This is a genomic window from Pseudomonas parasichuanensis (assembly GCF_021601385.1).
GTDB lineage: Bacteria > Pseudomonadota > Gammaproteobacteria > Pseudomonadales > Pseudomonadaceae > Aquipseudomonas > Aquipseudomonas parasichuanensis.
Genome location: NZ_BQHO01000008.1, coordinates 58392 through 75659 on the forward strand (window position 1 = coordinate 58392; position 17268 = coordinate 75659).

15 protein-coding genes and 2 pseudogenes are annotated in these 17268 nt (G+C 65.5%); 10 read left to right on the forward strand and 7 right to left on the reverse strand.

The annotated features are described in order from the left end of the window. Position 1: 1 nt before the first annotated feature. From hpaH to L6D77_RS08970, 4 genes are all read left to right on the forward strand, one after another. Positions 2-805, forward strand: coding sequence for a 2-oxo-hept-4-ene-1,7-dioate hydratase (gene hpaH, locus L6D77_RS08955; RefSeq protein WP_232881366.1), 804 nt, complete (start codon positions 2-4; stop codon positions 803-805). Between the two features lie 9 nt (positions 806-814). Further along, positions 815-1618 (forward strand): 4-hydroxy-2-oxoheptanedioate aldolase, encoded by an 804-nt coding sequence (hpaI, locus tag L6D77_RS08960; protein WP_232881368.1) that lies wholly within the window; start codon positions 815-817, stop codon positions 1616-1618. 578 nt (positions 1619-2196) lie between these two features. Further along, entirely contained in the window at positions 2197-3495 is a 1299-nt protein-coding gene (locus L6D77_RS08965; protein WP_232881370.1) for an NAD(P)/FAD-dependent oxidoreductase, read from the forward strand. A 29-nt stretch (positions 3496-3524) separates the two neighbouring features. Beyond that, entirely contained in the window at positions 3525-3890 is a 366-nt protein-coding gene (locus L6D77_RS08970; RefSeq protein ID WP_232881380.1) for a cupin domain-containing protein, read from the forward strand. 95 nt (positions 3891-3985) lie between these two features. On the opposite strand, the gene feaR is transcribed toward L6D77_RS08970, so the two are convergent. From feaR to L6D77_RS09005, 7 genes and pseudogenes are all read right to left on the reverse strand, one after another. Further along, positions 3986-4951 (reverse strand): transcriptional regulator FeaR, encoded by a 966-nt coding sequence (gene feaR, locus L6D77_RS08975; protein ID WP_232881382.1) that lies wholly within the window; start codon positions 4949-4951, stop codon positions 3986-3988. A 260-nt stretch (positions 4952-5211) separates the two neighbouring features. After that, positions 5212-5793 (reverse strand): DUF3156 family protein, encoded by a 582-nt coding sequence (locus L6D77_RS08980; protein ID WP_232881385.1) that lies wholly within the window; start codon positions 5791-5793, stop codon positions 5212-5214. Beyond that, complete coding sequence (locus tag L6D77_RS08985; protein WP_232881387.1) at positions 5774-7273, reverse strand: APC family permease; 1500 nt, start codon at positions 7271-7273, stop codon at positions 5774-5776. Before L6D77_RS08985 ends, L6D77_RS08980 begins: the two co-directional genes overlap by 20 nt. Positions 7274-7469: 196 nt before the next feature. Beyond that, a pseudogene (locus tag L6D77_RS08990) lies at positions 7470-7703 on the reverse strand (methyl-accepting chemotaxis protein); the annotation flags it as partial. Between the two features lie 54 nt (positions 7704-7757). After that, a pseudogene (locus L6D77_RS27340) lies at positions 7758-8426 on the reverse strand (PAS domain-containing protein); the annotation flags it as partial. A 102-nt stretch (positions 8427-8528) separates the two neighbouring features. Continuing rightward, a complete protein-coding gene (locus L6D77_RS09000) occupies positions 8529-9455 on the reverse strand; it encodes a p-hydroxyphenylacetate 3-hydroxylase reductase component (RefSeq protein WP_232881389.1) in 927 nt (308 codons plus the stop codon). A 118-nt stretch (positions 9456-9573) separates the two neighbouring features. After that, complete coding sequence (locus tag L6D77_RS09005) at positions 9574-10743, reverse strand: p-hydroxyphenylacetate 3-hydroxylase oxygenase component (RefSeq protein ID WP_232881391.1); 1170 nt, start codon at positions 10741-10743, stop codon at positions 9574-9576. Positions 10744-11068: 325 nt separating this feature from the next. On the opposite strand from L6D77_RS09005, the gene L6D77_RS09010 reads away from it, so the two are divergent. The 6 genes from L6D77_RS09010 (at position 11069) to L6D77_RS09035 (ending at position 17120) form a co-directional block, all read left to right on the forward strand. After that, on the forward strand, positions 11069-12556 hold the full coding sequence (locus L6D77_RS09010; RefSeq protein WP_232881393.1) for an aldehyde dehydrogenase family protein: 1488 nt from the start codon (positions 11069-11071) through the stop codon (positions 12554-12556). After that, the gene (locus tag L6D77_RS09015; protein ID WP_232881395.1) at positions 12553-13209 is read left to right on the forward strand and encodes a helix-turn-helix transcriptional regulator; all 657 of its coding nucleotides are present in this window, start codon (positions 12553-12555) and stop codon (positions 13207-13209) included. The genes L6D77_RS09010 and L6D77_RS09015 overlap by 4 nt, the downstream gene beginning before the upstream one ends. 76 nt (positions 13210-13285) lie before the next feature. After that, positions 13286-14104, forward strand: coding sequence for a molybdenum cofactor biosynthesis F family protein (locus L6D77_RS09020; RefSeq protein ID WP_232881397.1), 819 nt, complete (start codon positions 13286-13288; stop codon positions 14102-14104). Then, entirely contained in the window at positions 14101-14892 is a 792-nt protein-coding gene (locus tag L6D77_RS09025) for an SDR family NAD(P)-dependent oxidoreductase (protein ID WP_232881398.1), read from the forward strand. Before L6D77_RS09020 ends, L6D77_RS09025 begins: the two co-directional genes overlap by 4 nt. Then, the gene (locus L6D77_RS09030) at positions 14889-15656 is read left to right on the forward strand and encodes an SDR family oxidoreductase (RefSeq protein WP_232881400.1); all 768 of its coding nucleotides are present in this window, start codon (positions 14889-14891) and stop codon (positions 15654-15656) included. Before L6D77_RS09025 ends, L6D77_RS09030 begins: the two co-directional genes overlap by 4 nt. Positions 15657-15806: 150 nt before the next feature. After that, on the forward strand, positions 15807-17120 hold the full coding sequence (locus tag L6D77_RS09035; RefSeq protein ID WP_232881402.1) for an alginate export family protein: 1314 nt from the start codon (positions 15807-15809) through the stop codon (positions 17118-17120). Positions 17121-17268: the final 148 nt, after the last annotated feature.

Sequence of the window (17268 nt, forward strand, 5' to 3'; positions counted from 1 at the left end):
AATGCTCGACGCCCACATCATCCAGCAAGCCGCCGCCCGTCTCGACCAGGCCGAGCGCAGCCGCGAACAGGTCGGTCAGTTTTCCCTGGAACACCCCTCGATCAGCATCGAGGACGCCTACGCCATCCAGCGCGCCTGGGTGGCGCAAAAGATCGCCAGCGGTCGCAAACTGGTCGGCCACAAGATCGGCCTGACTTCACGGGCCATGCAGGTTTCCTCGAACATCACCGAGCCGGATTTCGGCGCGCTGCTCGACGACATGCTGTTCGACGAAGGCAGCGACATCCCCTTCGAACGCTTTATCGTGCCGCGGGTCGAGGTGGAGCTGGCGTTCATCCTCGGCAAGCCGCTCAAGGGCCCCAATGTCACCCTGTTCGAGGTGCTCGACGCCACCGAGTGGGTGATCCCGGCACTGGAAATCATCGACGCGCGTATCCAGCAGGTCGACCCGCACAGCGGCGCCACCCGCAAGGTGTTCGACACCATCTCCGACAACGCCGCCAATGCCGGCGTGGTCATGGGCGGTCGCGCCGTGCGGCCGGGTGATATCGACCTGCGCAAGGTGCCGGCGGTGCTCTACCGCAATGGCGTGATCGAGGAGTCCGGGGTGTCTGCCGCCGTGCTCAACCATCCGGCCAAGGGCGTGGCGTGGCTGGCCAATAAACTGGCCGCCTATGACGTGGGCCTTGAGGCCGGGCAGATCATCCTCGGTGGCTCGTTCACCCGCCCGGTGGCGGCCCGCCCCGGCGACACCTTTCATGTCGACTACGACCAGCTTGGCTCGATTGCCTGCCGTTTCGTCTGAGGACTGCCCATGGACATGCCCATCAACACCTTCAAGCAACGCCTGCGCAGCGGCCAGGCGCAGATTGGCCTTTGGCTCGGCCTGGCCGACCCGTATTGCGCGGAGCTGGCGGCCAACGCCGGTTTCGACTGGCTGCTGCTCGACGGCGAACACGCGCCCAACGACCTGCGCAGCCTGCTCGGCCAGTTGCAGGCCGTGGCGCCCTACCCCGGTCAGCCGGTGGTGCGCCCGGTGGTTGGCGATACCGCATTGATCAAGCAGTTGCTGGACATCGGCGCCCAGACCCTGCTGGTGCCCATGGTCGAAAGCGCCGAGCAGGCCCGCCAGCTGGTGCGTGCGGTGCGCTACCCGCCTTACGGTGTACGTGGTGTAGGGAGTGCGCTGGCCCGGGCTTCGCGCTGGAACAGCATTCCCGGTTACCTGGACCTGGCCGACGAGCAGGTGTGCCTGCTGGTGCAGATCGAGAACCGCGAGGGGTTGGCGAACCTGGACGAAATCTGCGCCGTTGAAGGTGTGGATGGTGTGTTTATCGGCCCTGCCGACCTGAGTGCGGCCATGGGGCACCGGGGCAACCCGGGGCATCCCGAAGTGCAGGCGGCTATCGAAGACGCCATCGTCCGGATTGGCCGGGCGGGCAAGGCGGCGGGGATTCTCAGTGCTGACGAGACGCTTGCACGGCGCTATATCGAGCTGGGGGCGGCGTTTGTTGCCGTTGGGGTGGACACCACCGTGTTGATGCGCGGGTTGCAGCGGTTGGTGGGGGCGTTCAAGGAAGGGGTGGTAGGTACGACTGCCCAGGGCGGGGTGTACTGACAGCAGCAATCACCCGGCGGCATTCCGGGCCCCTGTGGGAGCGGGTTTACCCGCGAAGCAGCCAACAAGGTAGATGGCACCGGCTTCGCCGGTGTTCGCGGGTAAACCCGCTCCCACAGGAGTTGCACAGCCCAAATGCTAGTCTGTCGCCAACAGCTCCTAGCTCAATGCGCCATCCCCAGCTCCACATCATCCATCAACGCCTTGGCCTGCGCACTCAGGTAGTGCGCAGGGAAAAAAGGCGCGCGCAGCATCTATGGGAAACGGACTACAAGAAAGTAGAAAAATCCGAGCTTTCCCCACTGTAGGAGCGGCCTTGTGCCGCGAAAGGGCCGCGCAGCGGCCCCGCAATTTCGGCGTCTACGCATCAATCGCCGGGGCTGCTTTGCAGCCCTTTCGCGGCGCAAGGCCGCGCCTACAGAAAAGCGCGGGTCCTGACCAAAGGCAACGTCACACAGAATCAAATCCCTGGCACACTCAGGCAAGACACCTACCGCGCGTTAGGTGCCCAATAGCTGCCACAGCCAGCGCTTGTGCAAGCCCTGCTTCCTAACAATTCCAACTGTCCAGGCTGCGCCATGATCAACATCGAAACGCCCACCTATTACACCGCGACCAAAAAATACAACCTCAGCTTCCCCACCCTTGAAGCCGACATCGAAGCCGATGTAGTCGTGATCGGCGGCGGTTTCTCGGGCATCAACACCGCCCTGGAAATGGCCGAAAAAGGCATCACCAATGTCGTCGTGCTCGAAGCCCGCTACCTGGGCTTCGGCGGCACCGGGCGCAACGGCGGGCAGATCATGGCCGGCATCGGCCACGACCTGGAGAAGATCAAGAGCAGCGTCGGCGAACAAGGCCTGCGCGAGATCTTCGAAATCAGTGAGCTGGGCGCCGGCATCATCAAGGACCGCATCGCCCGCTACCAAATCGACGCCGACTTCTGCCACGGCTACGGCTACATGGGCTTCAACGCCCGCCAGGAAAAAACCCTGCGCGCCTGGGAGAAAGACTTCAAGGCCATCAACGGCAAGGATGAAATCCGCTTCCTGGGGGGCTCCGAGGTCAAGCAGATCATCGGTTCCGACGCCTACAGCAGCGCCCTGCTGCACATGGGCGGCGGCCACGTGCATTCGCTCAACCTGCTGCTCGGCGAAGCCCAGGCTTTGGTGGGCCATGGCGCACGGATCTTTGAGCACAGCCCGGCGCTGGAAGTGCACTATGGCGAGCGCATCACCGTGCGCACCGGCCGTGGCTCGGTCAAGGCCAGCAAGCTGCTGTGGGCCTGCGACAGCTTCCTCAACAAGCTCGAACCCGAGCTGCATGCGCGCACCGTCAACACTTACGCCTTCCAGTTGATGACCGAGCCGTTGTCGGATGAACTGATCCAGCGCATCAGCCCGATCCGCGGCGCCTACAGCGATATCCGCCCGGTGATCGACTACTACCGCGTCACCCGCGAGAACCGCCTGCTGTTTGGCGCCGCCACGCCTTTCGTGGAGCACATCCCGAAAGACCTCAAGGCGTGGAACCGCAACCTGATGCTGAAGATCTTCCCGTACCTCAAGGACGTGCGCATCGACCTCGCCTGGGGCGGCCCGATGGCCACCAGCGCCAACCTGTTCCCACAGCTCGGCACCCTGAGCAACCGCCCCAATGCCTTCTACGTGCAGGGCTACTCGGGGTTTGGCGTCACCCCCAGCCACATCATTTGCAAGATCCTCGCCGAAGGCATGAGCGAAGGCTCCAGCCGCTATGACCTGATCAGCTCGGTCAAGCATGCGCGCATCCTCGGCAAGGACCACATTCGCCCACTGCTGCTGACTGCCGGTAAAACCGTGCATCAGCTGTCGGGCTTCTTCAACGGCCGCCGTTGATCTTTTTTGAACTGACCAGGAGAACCACCATGACCCTTACCGCCGTCCGCCAGGGTGTGCAATTGTCCGAACTCGACGCCTGGGGCACCGTTGCCGACCTGGGCTCGACCATCCTCGAAGGCGAGGTCAAGTGCTACGGCAAGATGACCCACGGCGCGCCGACCGACCCGGTCAGCAGCGCGTATTTTGGTACCACCCAGGGCAAGTTCCGCATGGTCTACCCGTTCAGTGAACAGGCGGTGATCGTGACGGGGGAGATTCAGTTGACTGACGAGTCCACCGGGCAGGTGACGCGCTACAAGGCGGGTGATGCCTGGTTCGTGGCCAAGGGCACGCCGGTGTTGTGGGAAGTGTTGAGCGAGACGTTTGTGAAGCATTACCTTGCGGTAGCCTGATCCATCCTCGGGGTCGCTTTGCGGCCCTTTCGCCGGCAAGCCGGCTCCCACAGGGATCGCATGACCCTGTGGGAGCCGGCTTGCCGGCGATGCTTTTAGCGCCCCGCCATCAACGCCATCGCCCGAAAGTCCTTCGGCGACTGCTCGAACTGCTTCTTGAACGCCCGGCTGAAATGCGCCGAGTCGGTAAACCCCCACTTGAACGCGATCGAGGTGATCGACTCGCGCTTGAGAAACGGGTTGGACAGGTCATCAGCACTACGCTTCAAGCGAGAACGCTGGATATAGCGGCAAACGCTGTCACCCTCCTCCTCGAACACCCGGTACAGATGCCGCACCGAGATGCTCAGCCGCTCGGCCAGGTTGGCCGGGGTCAGCCCAGGCTGGCCCAGCGACTCGTCGATGACCTTCTGCACATAGCCCCGCAGGTTGCCGCCGCCCACCCCGCCCAATGCGGCGGTATTGGGCTCGCCACGCTCGAAACCGGGCTCCAGCAGGGAAATGAACGCCGACTGCAGGGCATCGCCTTGCGCACCGCCTACGTCTTCCTCCTCGCGGCACAACTGGTCCATCAGCAAATGCAGCATGCGCCCGCAGGCGTTGGTCGAGGAGATCTTGCCGAAGGCGGCGCCCTGCCCGGTCACGTGCTTGCGCACCTGCTCGCGGGACAGCGACAGCGAGACGTGCTCGATCAGCCCGAATGGTGTGATCTCGCACGGGCCGACCGAGTCCATCAGCAGCAGGTCGCCGGGTGACAATTGCAGGCTCACACCGCCCTGGGTGATCCGCGAGTAGCCCATGCGCTGGCTGACCAGGAAGCAGTGCTGGTCGTCGTCACGGTCGGGGTTGTCGCCGAAGCGGCGGATATTGCCGGCATTGGTGCGCAGGTTGGCCAGGGCCAGGCCTGCGCGGTTGAAGGTGGCGATCTCGCCGATGAACAGCGCTCGGTTGAACGCAAGTTCAGTCTGGAAACGGCCGCACACTTGCTGCATGGCGGCGGTCCAGCGATCCAGGCCATCAGTGGCCGGCTGGGTGCTGCAGTGGGAAACGGGCTGGGGCATGGCAACCTCCACACGCGGGCATTGTTGTTATGGGTCAATTGTTAACATGTTATCCATTGACGCACAACTGTCATCTGTTGGCCGGTGTAGCGAGCAGGTTTTATGCCAAGGTGCGAGGGGTGTTCTGGGTTTGCGCATGGGTTGAGAATGCCGGGGCTGCTTTGCAGCTCTATCGCGGCACAAGGCCGCTCCTACAGGAGATCGCGTTCCCCTGTAGGAGCGGCCTTGTGCCGCGAAAGGAGCGCGGAGCGCTCCCGCTTTCAAAGCGCTAGAAGGATACGTTGCAGCGCTTCAAAGGCCTGCCAGAGATACCCGCGCTGCTCAGCGCTGAGCGGGATATAGCGGCGGAACGCTGGCACACGGTTGACCACTTCACTGGCCCCCATATGCTCCAGGCTGACCCGCCACAGGCCACCCTCGCAGCCAATGTTCAGGCGCTTGAAGTCCAGCGGCATCAATGCGGCCTGCAAGGCGCTGTCGCTGCCGATACGCGCCTGCAGCCTTTCGAACAGTGCCTTGTCACCACTGCGCTGGCGGCAAGCCAGGCCGGTGCGGCGCAATGCCCCGCGGTGATGCATCTCCAGCTGCACACTGCCCTGCCCCGAGGCAGGCACACACAGGCTGAACTCGCACATCACCAGGTGCATCAGCAGGTGGCTTTCGGTGCGTTCGCACACCTCGATCACCGGACCATCCTGCCGGTAGGTAAAGCGCAGCACCGCTGCTGCGGATTGCACATCCGTCATACCGAGGTTGCGCTGCAGCCGCGCCAGGGTCGCCCCCGACCGGTAGCCGGCCGGGGCGCGGGGCCCGGTCAGGCGTTCAAGCCAGCTTGCCGACATGCTGCACCTGCTCGCTGTGGAAGTGGCCGGGTTCGGCGCCGAACTCTTTCTCCAGCACATCCTCGACCCGCGCCGGCTTGAACGGGTTGACCTTCTGCACGCAAAGGGTCCAGAACAGCGCATAGGCCGCCGTGGCCCCCAGCATCACGGCAAACGGCACATACACATCGGCGGGGTTCATGCCCGGCGGGGTGATGAACCACATGCCCAGCAAGATGCCGATGCTGGAGACGATCTGCGGCAGCGGGAACAGTGGCGAGCGGTAGGCACGCGGCAGGTCCGGGCGGCGAATGCGCAGCACCACCACCGACAACGTCACCAGCAGGTACGCGGTGCTCCAGGCGCACACCGCGGCCAGCACCAGGTGCAGGATGTTGTCGGTGTTGCCACCCAGGTACCAGGCGTGCAGGCACGGGATCAGCGCCACCACCAGGATGCACAGCAGCGGCGTTTTGAAGTGCGGGTGCAGGTAGGTGAATACCTTGGGCAGCGCGCCGTCCACGGCCATGCCGTAGAGAATCCGCGGCACCCCGGCCATCAGCGTGTTGATGGTGGCGGCGCCGGCGAACAGGAAGCCGATGCCCAGCCACACCGGGCCGATATCGCCCATCACCTGCTCGGCGAAGCGCGGGATGGCCATGGGTGTATCCAGCAGGTGCACGCCGCTGGCGGCGTCGAGCAGCACGTTCTCCACCTGGCGTTTCATCGCCGCGCCGTAGATGAACATGCAGCTGGCCACGCCGAACAGGCCCAGGGCCATGGCCTTGGGCATCACCCAGGCCGAACGGCGCAGCTCCGGGGCCAGTGGGGTGACGAACTCGCAGCCGACGAACATGAACATGGCCATGCCCACCAGCGAGAGGATGGTCATAAGGTCCGTGCCGACCATCGACACACCGAACGGCCCCTCCAGCTGCACCGCCGGCGCGGCCAGCAGGCCGAGCACGCCGAACACCATCAGCGTGGTCCACATGCCGAAGGTCAGCACCACTTCGGCACGGCCGAAGGCACTCACGCCAAAGGCGTTGAGCACGCCGAACGCCAGCACGAAGCCCACCCCCAGCAGCCAGGAGCCACCGGCGGATTCGGCGAGGGTATTGAGGTGCTCGAAGTTCACCAGTGCCATCACTCCGGACAGAATGGTTTCGGCGGTGCCGGCGAACACATGCACGATCAGGTAGGCCGACAGGGTGCCGGTGATGGCGAAGAAGCGGCCCAGGCCGCAGTTGATGTAGTCGTACACGGAGCCGGTGGTCGGCAGGATCGCTGCCGCTTCGGCGAAGGTGGTCGACTGCGCGAGCATCATCACTGCGGCGATCACCATCGCTACGGCAAAGGCGCTGCCGCCGATGCCGAAGCCCATGGTGGCGGTGAGGATCACGGGGCTGGCCATGATCAGGCCGACGGTGCTGGCCAGCGCGGTGGGGAAGCCGACGCTGCCGCGGTTGAGGTGCTCGGTGAGCTTATTGTTGATTGTCATGGAGTGGGCCCTGGCTGGACGAGGGAAAGATGACGGCTTGCCGGGCGCGCCGCAAGTGCTGGCGATCGCCGCGAGTTCGGTAAGGGTGCCTGGCGATGGACTCGACACCACTACCCGATCACTTTGACTTTCCCCGCCACAGCGGTCTTGCCACTGCCTGCCGCCTTGCTTGTTGCTGGCTGCCAGTTCAGCCCTGCAGCATCGCCTGGATCTGCTGGGTGGCCTGGCGGGTGCTTTCGGCAAGCTTCTTGACCTCGTCGGCCACCACCGAGAAACCGCGCCCCACCTCCCCGGCCCTGGCAGCCTCGATGGCAGCATTCAGGGCCAGCAGGTTGGTCTGTTCGGCAATGCTGCGAATCACCCCCACGGCGGTGGCGATCCGCGCATAGGTGGCCTCGTTGTGCGCCTGCAATTGCTGGTGGCTGGCCTGGGCGTTGCGCTCGTCGCTGATGTCGCGCACCGCGCCCAGCACCCGCACCAGCACGCCGTGCTCGTCGCGCACCGCGCGGCCGCGTTCACGGCACCAGATGTAGCCGCGTTGCTTGTGGCGCATGCGGTACTCGAACACATACTCGCCACTGGCATGGGCGCCCAGGATCTCGCGCTCGAAGATGGCCATGATCTGCGCCAGGTCGTCGGGGTGGGTAATGCCGACCTGGGCATCCCAGCCATCGGCCAGCTCCTTGGGGCCGTAGCCCATCACCGCGCGGAAGGCATCGGACAGGCGCATGCGGCTGAGGGGGTGGTGTACGTCGCCTTGGGCAACCTCTATGTCCCAGGTGCCCTCGGTCAGGGTGGTTTGCAGCAGGCTCCAGAAATGCGCCTGGCGCTGGTGCACTTCACTGGCCAGCACCAGTTGACCCAGTTGTTCACGCAGCAGGTCGCATTCGCCTTGCAACTGCTGTTGTGCCGCTAGCTGCTGCGCGTGCATCCGTTGCTGGCTGGCCAGCGTTTCACCCAGTAACTGCAGCTCTTGTGCCTGCGCCTGCAACTGCTGCGCCTGGCCTTGGCGTTGCTGCTCCACCGTTTGCAGGGCCTGCAACAAGGGCGGGTGGCGGCGCACCTCCACCAGGCTTTCGGCAATCTCGCCCTGGCCAAAGCGGGTCAGCGCCTCGGCCAGCGCGGCCACCCAACGTTCATTGCGAAACAACATGCGCGCCCCCTTGAGCCGTCGAACAAAAGCGCGAGTTCAACCCAAGTCGTCGGCCGTCGTCTTGCGCCGGCCTGCCGTTGGCTTGACCTTGGCTGCCAGGGTTCAGTGGCTGATGATCGCCTTGAGCACGGTCTTGAAGGTTTCCAGCTGCGCCTCGCTGAACTGGCCGAACACCTGGTCCTGCTGGGCCTTGGCAATGCTCCACAGCCCTTCGGTCTCTTCACGCCCGGCCTCGGTCAGGCACACCCGGCCGTTGTCGTCGGTGACCAGCCCCTTGCGGGTCAGGTTGGCGATGGCTTCGCTCACCTCGCGCTCGGGCATCGCCACTTCGCCCAACAGCTCGGCCTGGGCCAGCCCAGCATCGTGTTCCAGCACCATCAGCATGCGTGCCTCGCTGGTGCGCAGGCCGGTGGCCAACTGGCGCGGCTGGTAGCTGGCCTGGTAGGCGCGCAGGGCCTGGGTCATCAGGTAGTACAGGTTGTGCTGCAAGCGGCCCTGAAAATGGCTGCTGGCCGGCGCGCCTTCGGCACGGCGGGTCATGCGCGTATGCGGCAGGACCATGGAATAGGCGCCCTGGTGGTACAGCAACGGCGAGCGGCCAAGGTCGTCGAAGGCCAGCACCTTGCCGACCAGGATCCAGTGGTCACCGCCGTCCAGTTGCTGGAATTTCTGGCAGTGGAAGCGCGCCGCGCAGTCGGGCAGCAAGGGCGCGCCGCCCTCGCCTGCCTGGTAATCGATACCGGCAAAGCGGTCGTCACTGGGGCGGGCGAAGGTGTTGGACAGGTCGATCTGGTCGGCGGCCAGCACGTTGACGGCGAAGTGCTCGGCGGCGTCGAACACGGCGTGGCTGCTGGAGCGTTTGTCGATGCTCCAGAGAATCAACGGCGGGTCGAGGGATACCGAGTTGAAGCTGTTGGCGGTGACGCCGACCTTGTTGCCGGCGGCGTCGGCGGCGGTGATCACGGTCACGCCGGTGGCGAAGTTGCCCAGGGCGCGGCGGAAGGCACGGGTATCGAAGGGGGTAGTCATGCAAGGCTCCGGTTCTTGTTATTGGGCTGAGGGCCTCATCGCTGGCAAGCCAGCTCCCACAAGCTACAGCGCAGCCCTGTGGGAGCCGGCTTGCCGGCGATGGGGGCGACACGGTCGATCAGGTCATCGCCGGATCCGGCTCCAGGCCCATCAGCTCACGGCCGAGGATCTGCGCGCAGACGTCGTAATCGGTGTAGGCATGGGCGCCGGTCATGTGCGCGTCGCGGAACAGCCGCTGCATCTCGCTGCTGTCGAACCAGGCGCCGCCACCGGCGGCTTCCATCAGCCGGTCCACGGCCTGGATGCACAGCTTGACCGCATAGCCCTGGTTGGTGCGCCAGTAGGCCAGCTCGGTACGAGTCGGGTACTGGTGGCGTGCGCTGTAGTCGGCGATCTGCTCCCAGCTTTTCTCCAGCAGCGCACGGGCCGCAGCGACCTGGTGGGTGGACTCGGCCAGGCGCATCAGCGCCGGGGTGGCCGCGCCGAGGGCTGCGCCGGTGTAGGCCCGCACGCGATTGCGGGTCTTGTCCTTGAAGGCTTCGAGCATGCGCTCGGCGATGCCGAGGCTGACGGTGGAAAAGCCACTGGCGAAGTACGGGCGGTACGGGTTGAAGTAGATCGCGCTGTCCGGGTACAGGCCAAAGCCCGCCGAGGCGCCCTCCATCATGTCCTTGGCCTTCTGGATACGGTGCTCGGGCACGAAGGCGCGCTCGACGATCAGCGTGCGGCTGCCACTGGCGCGCATGCCGGCGGCGAACCAGTCGTCGCGGATCTGGTAGTCGCTGCGCGGCAGCACGGCGAAGCAGTAGTCCTGGCCGCCCTGCGCATTGGCGCGGCGAAAGCCCATGATCGCCCACTCGGCGTGGTCGCAACCGCTGCTCCAGCCCATCTCGCCGCTGAACAGCACGCCGCCCTCGACCTCTTCGGTACGGCCGAAGGGGGCAATGCTGCTGCTGGCGGTGGCGTGCGGGTTGTCGCCCCAGACTTCGTCCTGTAGTTGCTTGGGGAACATTGCCAGTTGATGGCTGTGGGTGCACAGCAGGCTCATGGCCCAGGCGGTGCTGGCGCAGGCGCCGGCCAGGGCGGCAATGCATTCGGCGAACTGCGGCAGGCTGATTTCCAGGCCGCCGTAGGGCTTGGGCAGGAAGGCCTGGTGCAGGCCGATGCCCTTGAGCAGGGCGATGTTTTCGGCGGGCACGGTGCGCTCGCGCTCGGCCTGGTCGGCACGGGCGGCGATGGCAGGCAGCAGGGGCTTGAGGTCTTCGAGCAGGGAGTTTGGCTTTTTCATGGTCTGGCTCATTGTTATTGGACCCTGGCGAGCGGTGCCTGGTAGTGGCGGCTCACTGATGAATGCCGGGTCAGTATGGGAGCCTGGGAACGACTGGAAAATGCAACTTCCGCACCTCGGATTGTATTTTTCATGGGGTGGATGTGTGGCTGGCAGGCAGGGTCATGGGGGTGGCAGAGGGAGGCAAGCATCGAGGGGGATCGGCATTTAATCTGCGGGGTATTGAAACTTGCCGGGGCCGCTGCGCGGCCCTTTCGCGGCGCAAGGCCGCTCCTACACGGGGGCGGCGTGTGCCGCAAGCCATTCATTGCCCGGAGCACCCCGCATGAGCGACATCCCCCTCCTCCCCAGCGTCACTGCCTTCCTTGGCCGCCACCACGGCCTGTACCTCCACGGCCAGGCCGTCGCCAGCCAGTCGAGCGCACGGATCAAGGTGGTCAACCCGGCCAATGGCGAGGCCATCGCCGAGGTGGCAGACGCCTGCCAGGCCGATGTCGAGCAGGCCGTCGACTCCGCCCGCCAGGGCTTCAACGCCTGGTCGCGCACCAGCCCCGCCGCCCGCGCCGCGGTGCTGTTCAAACTGGCCGACCTGCTGGAGGCCAACCGCGAGGAACTGGCCCAGCTGGAAACCTTGCAGTCGGGCAAGCTGATCAACATTTCCCGCGCCTTCGAGGTGGAACAGGCGGCGCATTTCTTGCGCTACTACGCCGGATGGGCGACCAAGATCACCGGCCAGACCATCACCCCGTCGCTGCCCTCTTTCGCTGGTGAGCGCTACAGCGCCTTCACCCTGCGCGAGCCGATCGGCGTGGTGGTGGGCATCGTGCCGTGGAACTTCGCCACCATGATCGCCATCTGGAAGCTGGCCTCGGCACTGACCACCGGTTGCAGCATCGTGCTCAAGCCCAGCGAGTTCACCCCGTTGACCTTGCTGCGTATTGCCGAACTGGCCACCGAAGCCGGCCTGCCACCGGGCGCGCTCAACGTGCTGACCGGCGGCGGCCTGGTGGGCAAGGCGCTGGTCGAGCACCCGGGCACTGACAAGGTGTCGTTCACCGGCTCCGTGCCCACGGGCATCGCCGTGGGCCAGGCGGCCATGGGCGCCAAGCTGACCCGCGCCACCCTGGAGCTGGGCGGCAAGAACTCGGTGGCGTTCCTGCCCGATGTCGGCATCGACAAGGCGGTGGACGGCATCATCGAAGCGGGCTTCCTGCATTCCGGGCAGATCTGCGCGGCGGGTGAGCGCTTCTTCGTCCATCGCTCGCGGATCGAGCCAATGCTCGAAGCGCTGTCGCACCGTTTGGGCCAGCTGAAATTCGGCTCGCCGCTGGACGAGAGCACCCAGTTCGGCCCGGTGGCCAACAAGCCGCACCAGTTGAAACTGGCCGAGCTGTTTGCCACCGCCCGCGCCGAAGGCAGCCGGATCATCCATGGCGGCCGCATTGGCGACGGCCCGGGCTGCTTTGTCGAGCCCACGGTGATCCTCGCCAACAGCGCCGGCGACACCCTGCTCAACCAGGAAACCTTCGGCCCGGTGGCAACCTTCCTGCCCTATGACGACGAAGAACAGCTGCTGCACTTGATGAACGCCACGCCCTACGGCCTCTCCGCCAGCCTGTGGAGCAACGACCTGGGCAAGGCCATGCGCCTGATCCCGGAAATCCAGGCCGGCACGCTGTGGGTGAACATGCACACCCTGCTCGACCCGGCGGTGCCGTTCGGCGGCATCAAGGCCTCCGGCATCGGCCGCGAGTTCGGCTCGGCGTTCATCGACGACTTCACCGAGCTCAAGTCTGTGATGATTCGCTATTGAACCTGCACGACAACCTGGGCCGTTACTGCCTGCAGGCGTTCAGCCAGCAGGTGCCGGCGTCGCTGGCGGCGTTCTACCGCATCGACCCAGGCCTGCAGGCCTGCGACTTTCTGTTGCAGGACCTGCAGGCGCCCATGCATGCGCGCTACCTGCAGCACTATCGCGCCTACGACCCACTGCAACCGTCGCGCTGCCTGGCCATCGGCACGCCGGTGGTGTCGCTGCGCCAGGGCCTGGCCCACCTGCCGGAGGCCCAGGGCAACACCTACCGGGGCTTTCTGGCCCGGCACCAGGTGGTGGATGTGGTGGAGATCATCGCCCAGGTTGGCGGCCGGCCGCTGGCCGGGGTCTCGCTGTTGCGCTGCGCAAGCCAGGGCGAGTTTCGCCCGGACGAACTGCAACGCCTGCTGCCATTGCACGGGCTGATGCAATTGGCGGTGGCCAGCCAGCCCTCGGCGCAAAGGCCGGCAGCAGTCGAACTCACCCCCCGTGAACGGCAGATTGCCGAACTGCTGCGCCAAGGCCACAGCAACAAACTGATCGCCCGGGCGCTGGAGGTCGGCCTGCCCACCGTCAAGACCCACCTGATCAACCTGTTCCGCAAGCTCGGGGTGAGCAACCGCACCGAGCTGGTGGCGTTGCTGTACCTGTGACTCAACCTTCCGGTTGATACCGGGCCGCAGCGCCGCGTTGCACCCTGTGGGCACCTTAACCCCAGGAGTCACGCACATGTCCAAACCCTCCGACTGGATCACCGTAGGCGCCCTCGCCGAGGGCTTCGCCCCGCAAGCCTTCATCCTGCCGCAACGCGCCGACCTGAGCGGGCGCAGCCTCACCCTGCACTTCGCCAACGGCTGGCTGATCGAACACCGCTTCGACGCCGAACAGCTGCACTGGCACGCCGCCGACGGCCACAGCCAGGGCACTGCCAGCTACCGCGCCACTTCGGTTCGCGACGGTATCTACCTGGTGGATTTCATCAAGCACGAAGGCGGCCAGGCCTGGTCGGTGTCGCTGGTGCTCGACACCCTCAGCCAATCCTTCACCGCCGTGCTTGGCCGCCTGCCCGACCAGGCCCGCACCCAGCGTGGCCTGTACGACCTGGCCCTGGCCGGTGAAGTGCTGACCGGCGTCGAGGCCACCTTCCTGCACGGCACCCTCGACCGCCCCTGGCAGGACGGCGCCTGCCCACATGTACCGACTCGCGAGCTGGTGGGCCTGCGCAACCACTACCGCTACAGCCCCACCGAGGAATACGAGCACATCTACCTCAACCCCGACTACTACAGCTGGCAGTGCCTGAAGGGCGTCGAGCAGGGGCTGTGCGACACCGACCGCGCCCATTACTACAAGATCGCCGAGCAGCTGTACCTGTTCGTCTGGTGCGAGAAGATCGTGCCGACCCTGGGGCTGGTGATGATCGACCTGCAGCAGCACCGCAGCGACGGCAAGATCTTCGGCTACGCGGGCGGCAGCTTCGATGCCCTGGCCAATTTCCCGGTGTCGTCGTATTGCCGGGTAGTCAACCGCACGGAGTACCCGCAGTGAGCCGCAGTGTGTTGATCACCGGGGCCGGCAGCGGCATCGGTGAAGCCTGTGCCCTGCGCCTGGCAGCCCAGGGCTGGCAGGTGGCACTGGTGGGCCGCCGCCGCGAGGCGCTGGAGCGCGTCGCCCGGGCTACCAGTGGCCTGGTGCTGGCGGGGGATGCGGCCGACAGCGCCACCTGGCGCGGCTTCATCGAACAGCTGGAGGCGCGGTTCGGCGGCCTGGACGCGGTGATCGCCTGCGCCGGCGGCCATGGCCTGGGCCGGGCCACCGAGACCAGCGACGAGGCCTGGCAGGCGGCAATGCGCAGCAACCTCGACAGCGCCTTCCACACGGCCCGCGCCTGCCTGCCATTGCTGATGCGCCGGCAAGGCAGCTTGGTGCTGTTGGGTTCCATCGCGTCGTTGGCGGCAGGGCCCGAGGTGTGCGGCTATACCACGGCCAAGCACGCGCTGGTCGGCCTGAGCCGTTCACTGGCCCGCGACTACGGCCCGGCCGGCGTGCGGGTGAACTGCGTCTGCCCGGGCTGGGTGCGCACGCCCATGGCCGATGAGGAAATGCAGGTATTGATGGCCCATCACCAGGAAGACCTCGACGCCGCCTACCGCAGGGTCACGGCCGATGTACCCCTGCGTCGCCCGGCCGGCAGCGACGAGATTGCCGCCGTGTGCGAGTTCCTGGTCAGCCCGGCGGCAAGCATCGTCACGGGTGCGGTAATCACCGCCGACGGCGGCGCAACCGTGGTCGATGTACCCACCCTGGCCTACACCCGTCTGGAGCCACAGCCATGAGCGCCCGTCATGACTTTCAGGGGCACAGGGTGCTGGTGACCGGCGCTGCGGGTGGCATCGGCCAGGCCATTGTCGAGGGGTTTGCCCGAGCTGGGGCGCGCGTGCTCGCAGTGGACCTTGATCCGACTGCGCTGCGGCAGATGGTCAAGGTGCAGCTCGCCTTGGGCCATGAGGTCGAGGGGCTGGCCGTGGACCTCGCTGACGAGCAGGCAATCGCAACCCTGCTGGCCGGGCTGGATCGCCTCGACGTGCTGGTGCACAACGCCGCGTATTTTCCGCTCACACCCTTCACCGACATCACCCCGGCACTGCTGCAACGCACGCTGGCGGTCAACCTGGGCGCGCTGTTCTGGCTGACCCAGGCGGCGCTGCCGCTGTTCCGTCGCCAGGGCGGCGGCTGCGTGCTGGCCACCTCATCGGTGACCGGCCCCCGGGTGGCCTACCCGGGCCTGAGCCATTACGCCGCGTCCAAGGCCGGGGTCAACGGCTTCATCCGCAATGCCGCGCTGGAGCTGGCACCGCTGAACGTGCGGGTCAATGGTGTAGAGCCGGGCATGGTACGCACCCCGGCCATGGGCAACCTCGGTGACCCGGCCCTCAATGCGCGGATCGCTGCCGGGGTACCGCTCGGGCGCCTGGGCGAACCCGCCGATATCGCGGCGGCGATGCTGTTCCTTGCCTCGGACGCGGCGAGCTACATCACCGGCCAGACCCTGATCGTCGATGGCGGCGCCACCCTGCCCGAGACCCTGGCCAGCCCCTGATCTGCCCTGGCGGCGACGTGCAAGTGCGCTGGCAGCCACGGGCAAGACCCGCCCCGGTGATCCGCGCGCTAATGGCCCGTCGCTTCAGACACCCCTGCCTCCACAACAACGCGGCACCCAAGACCGCACACAACAAACGAGGAACGATCCATGCGTCTCACTCCACGCCGCACCGCGCTGGCCACCGCCCTGGCGCTGCTGGTCAACGGCCCGGCCACCTCGGCCTACGAGCTGTATGCCGACGACGACTCCCACCTGAACGCCGATGTGCTGGCGGTGTGGGGCATGTTCAACAGCCGCCACAACTACGACGGCACGCCCGGCGGCTCGACCTGGCGCGAAGGTTTCATCAAGTACGGACTGAGCGGCGACCAGGGCCTGGCAGGCAATGGCAGCCTGTATGGCGCGTTGAACTGGGTCAGCTCCGGCGCCTGGGGCGATGGCGATGCTGCCGGCAACCAGGATGGCTCGGAGCGCACCACCAAGATCGAGGATGCGTACCTTGGCTGGCGGTCGGGTGACTTGTTCCCGCTGCTGGGCAAGGATGGCGTGGATGTTTCCGGCGGTCGCCAGGTGATCAAGTTGGGCAACGGTTTCCTGATCAACGATGACGGCCCCAACCTTGGCAAGGGCCCGGCCGATGGCCAGCTGAACCGGGGTGGTGGTTTCTACCTGGGTGCCCGTCACGCGTTTGATCGCACGGCCATGTTGCGCCTTGGGGGTAACGAGGGGCTGCACGGCAGTGTGCTGTGGTTGAAGTCCGATAACCGAGCACAGGCCGAGACTGAGCTGGCTGCCGGGACCTTGGACTACACAAACGAACTTGGCACTTTGGGGATGACTTACATCCACGGTATCGATGTTGCCGATCAGTGGGCCAGTGAGTTCCAGAAGGCCCGCGAAGGCATGGACGTTTACAGCTTGCGTGGCGAAGGTAGCGCCGGGCTTGAGAACACTCGCCTTGCCTTTGAATACGCCTGGCAGGACAAGCGCGGCGGCCACGAGACGGCCTGGTACGCCGAGGCGGGTTACACCTTTGCCGAGGCACCCTGGGCGCCGCAGTTGACCTACCGCTACACGCGTTATTCGGCGGGCTGGGATCTTCTGTTTACCGGGCTTTCCAGTGGTTATGGCACGTGGATTCAGGGTGAGGTGGCGGGTAACTATGCCGGGCCGTTCAATACCAATAGCGGGATTCACCATGTCGGGTTGAAGGCTACGCCGCGGGACAATGTCACGGTTGGGGCGTTGTTCTTTGACTTCAATACGGTGCGTACGCGGGACACGCTGAACCTTGATGCGCAGGAGCTGGATCTGTATGTGGAATGGGCGGTGAATGAGCATCTGATCGTTACGCCGCTGGTGGGGTTGTTCAAGCCGCGCAAGGATGAGAGCAATGGGGGGAATCAGGTGGGGAGTGGGACCAATGTGTATAGCCAGTTGACGGTGGCGGTGCCGTTTTGAGGGTAGTGGCTTCGGCTTTCAGAGTGTGAGTTTTGATAGATATATGCGCATTCGGCGGCGATGGCGACTTTTAGTCACCTTTCCGCCCTTGCGTAAGGGCGGAAAGGTGACTACGCGTCGACATCACAAATGAATGCGCATAAAACTA

Bases quoted from the DNA above. Each gene is read 5' to 3' on its own strand.
- hpaH (WP_232881366.1), top strand. From the start codon at position 2: ATGCTCGACGCCCACATCATCCAGCAAGCCGCCGCCCGTCTCGACCAG.
- L6D77_RS08965 (WP_232881370.1), top strand. From the start codon at position 2,197: ATGATCAACATCGAAACGCCCACCTATTACACCGCGACCAAAAAATAC.
- L6D77_RS09005 (WP_232881391.1), bottom strand. From the start codon at position 10,743: ATGAAAAAGCCAAACTCCCTGCTCGAAGACCTCAAGCCCCTGCTGCCT.
- L6D77_RS09030 (WP_232881400.1), top strand. From the start codon at position 14,889: ATGAGCGCCCGTCATGACTTTCAGGGGCACAGGGTGCTGGTGACCGGC.
- hpaI (WP_232881368.1), top strand. From the start codon at position 815: ATGGACATGCCCATCAACACCTTCAAGCAACGCCTGCGCAGCGGCCAG.
- L6D77_RS08980 (WP_232881385.1), bottom strand. From the start codon at position 5,793: ATGTCGGCAAGCTGGCTTGAACGCCTGACCGGGCCCCGCGCCCCGGCC.
- L6D77_RS09020 (WP_232881397.1), top strand. From the start codon at position 13,286: ATGTCCAAACCCTCCGACTGGATCACCGTAGGCGCCCTCGCCGAGGGC.
- feaR (WP_232881382.1), bottom strand. From the start codon at position 4,951: ATGCCCCAGCCCGTTTCCCACTGCAGCACCCAGCCGGCCACTGATGGC.
- L6D77_RS08970 (WP_232881380.1), top strand. From the start codon at position 3,525: ATGACCCTTACCGCCGTCCGCCAGGGTGTGCAATTGTCCGAACTCGAC.
- L6D77_RS08985 (WP_232881387.1), bottom strand. From the start codon at position 7,273: ATGACAATCAACAATAAGCTCACCGAGCACCTCAACCGCGGCAGCGTC.
- L6D77_RS09010 (WP_232881393.1), top strand. From the start codon at position 11,069: ATGAGCGACATCCCCCTCCTCCCCAGCGTCACTGCCTTCCTTGGCCGC.
- L6D77_RS09000 (WP_232881389.1), bottom strand. From the start codon at position 9,455: ATGACTACCCCCTTCGATACCCGTGCCTTCCGCCGCGCCCTGGGCAAC.
- L6D77_RS09035 (WP_232881402.1), top strand. From the start codon at position 15,807: ATGCGTCTCACTCCACGCCGCACCGCGCTGGCCACCGCCCTGGCGCTG.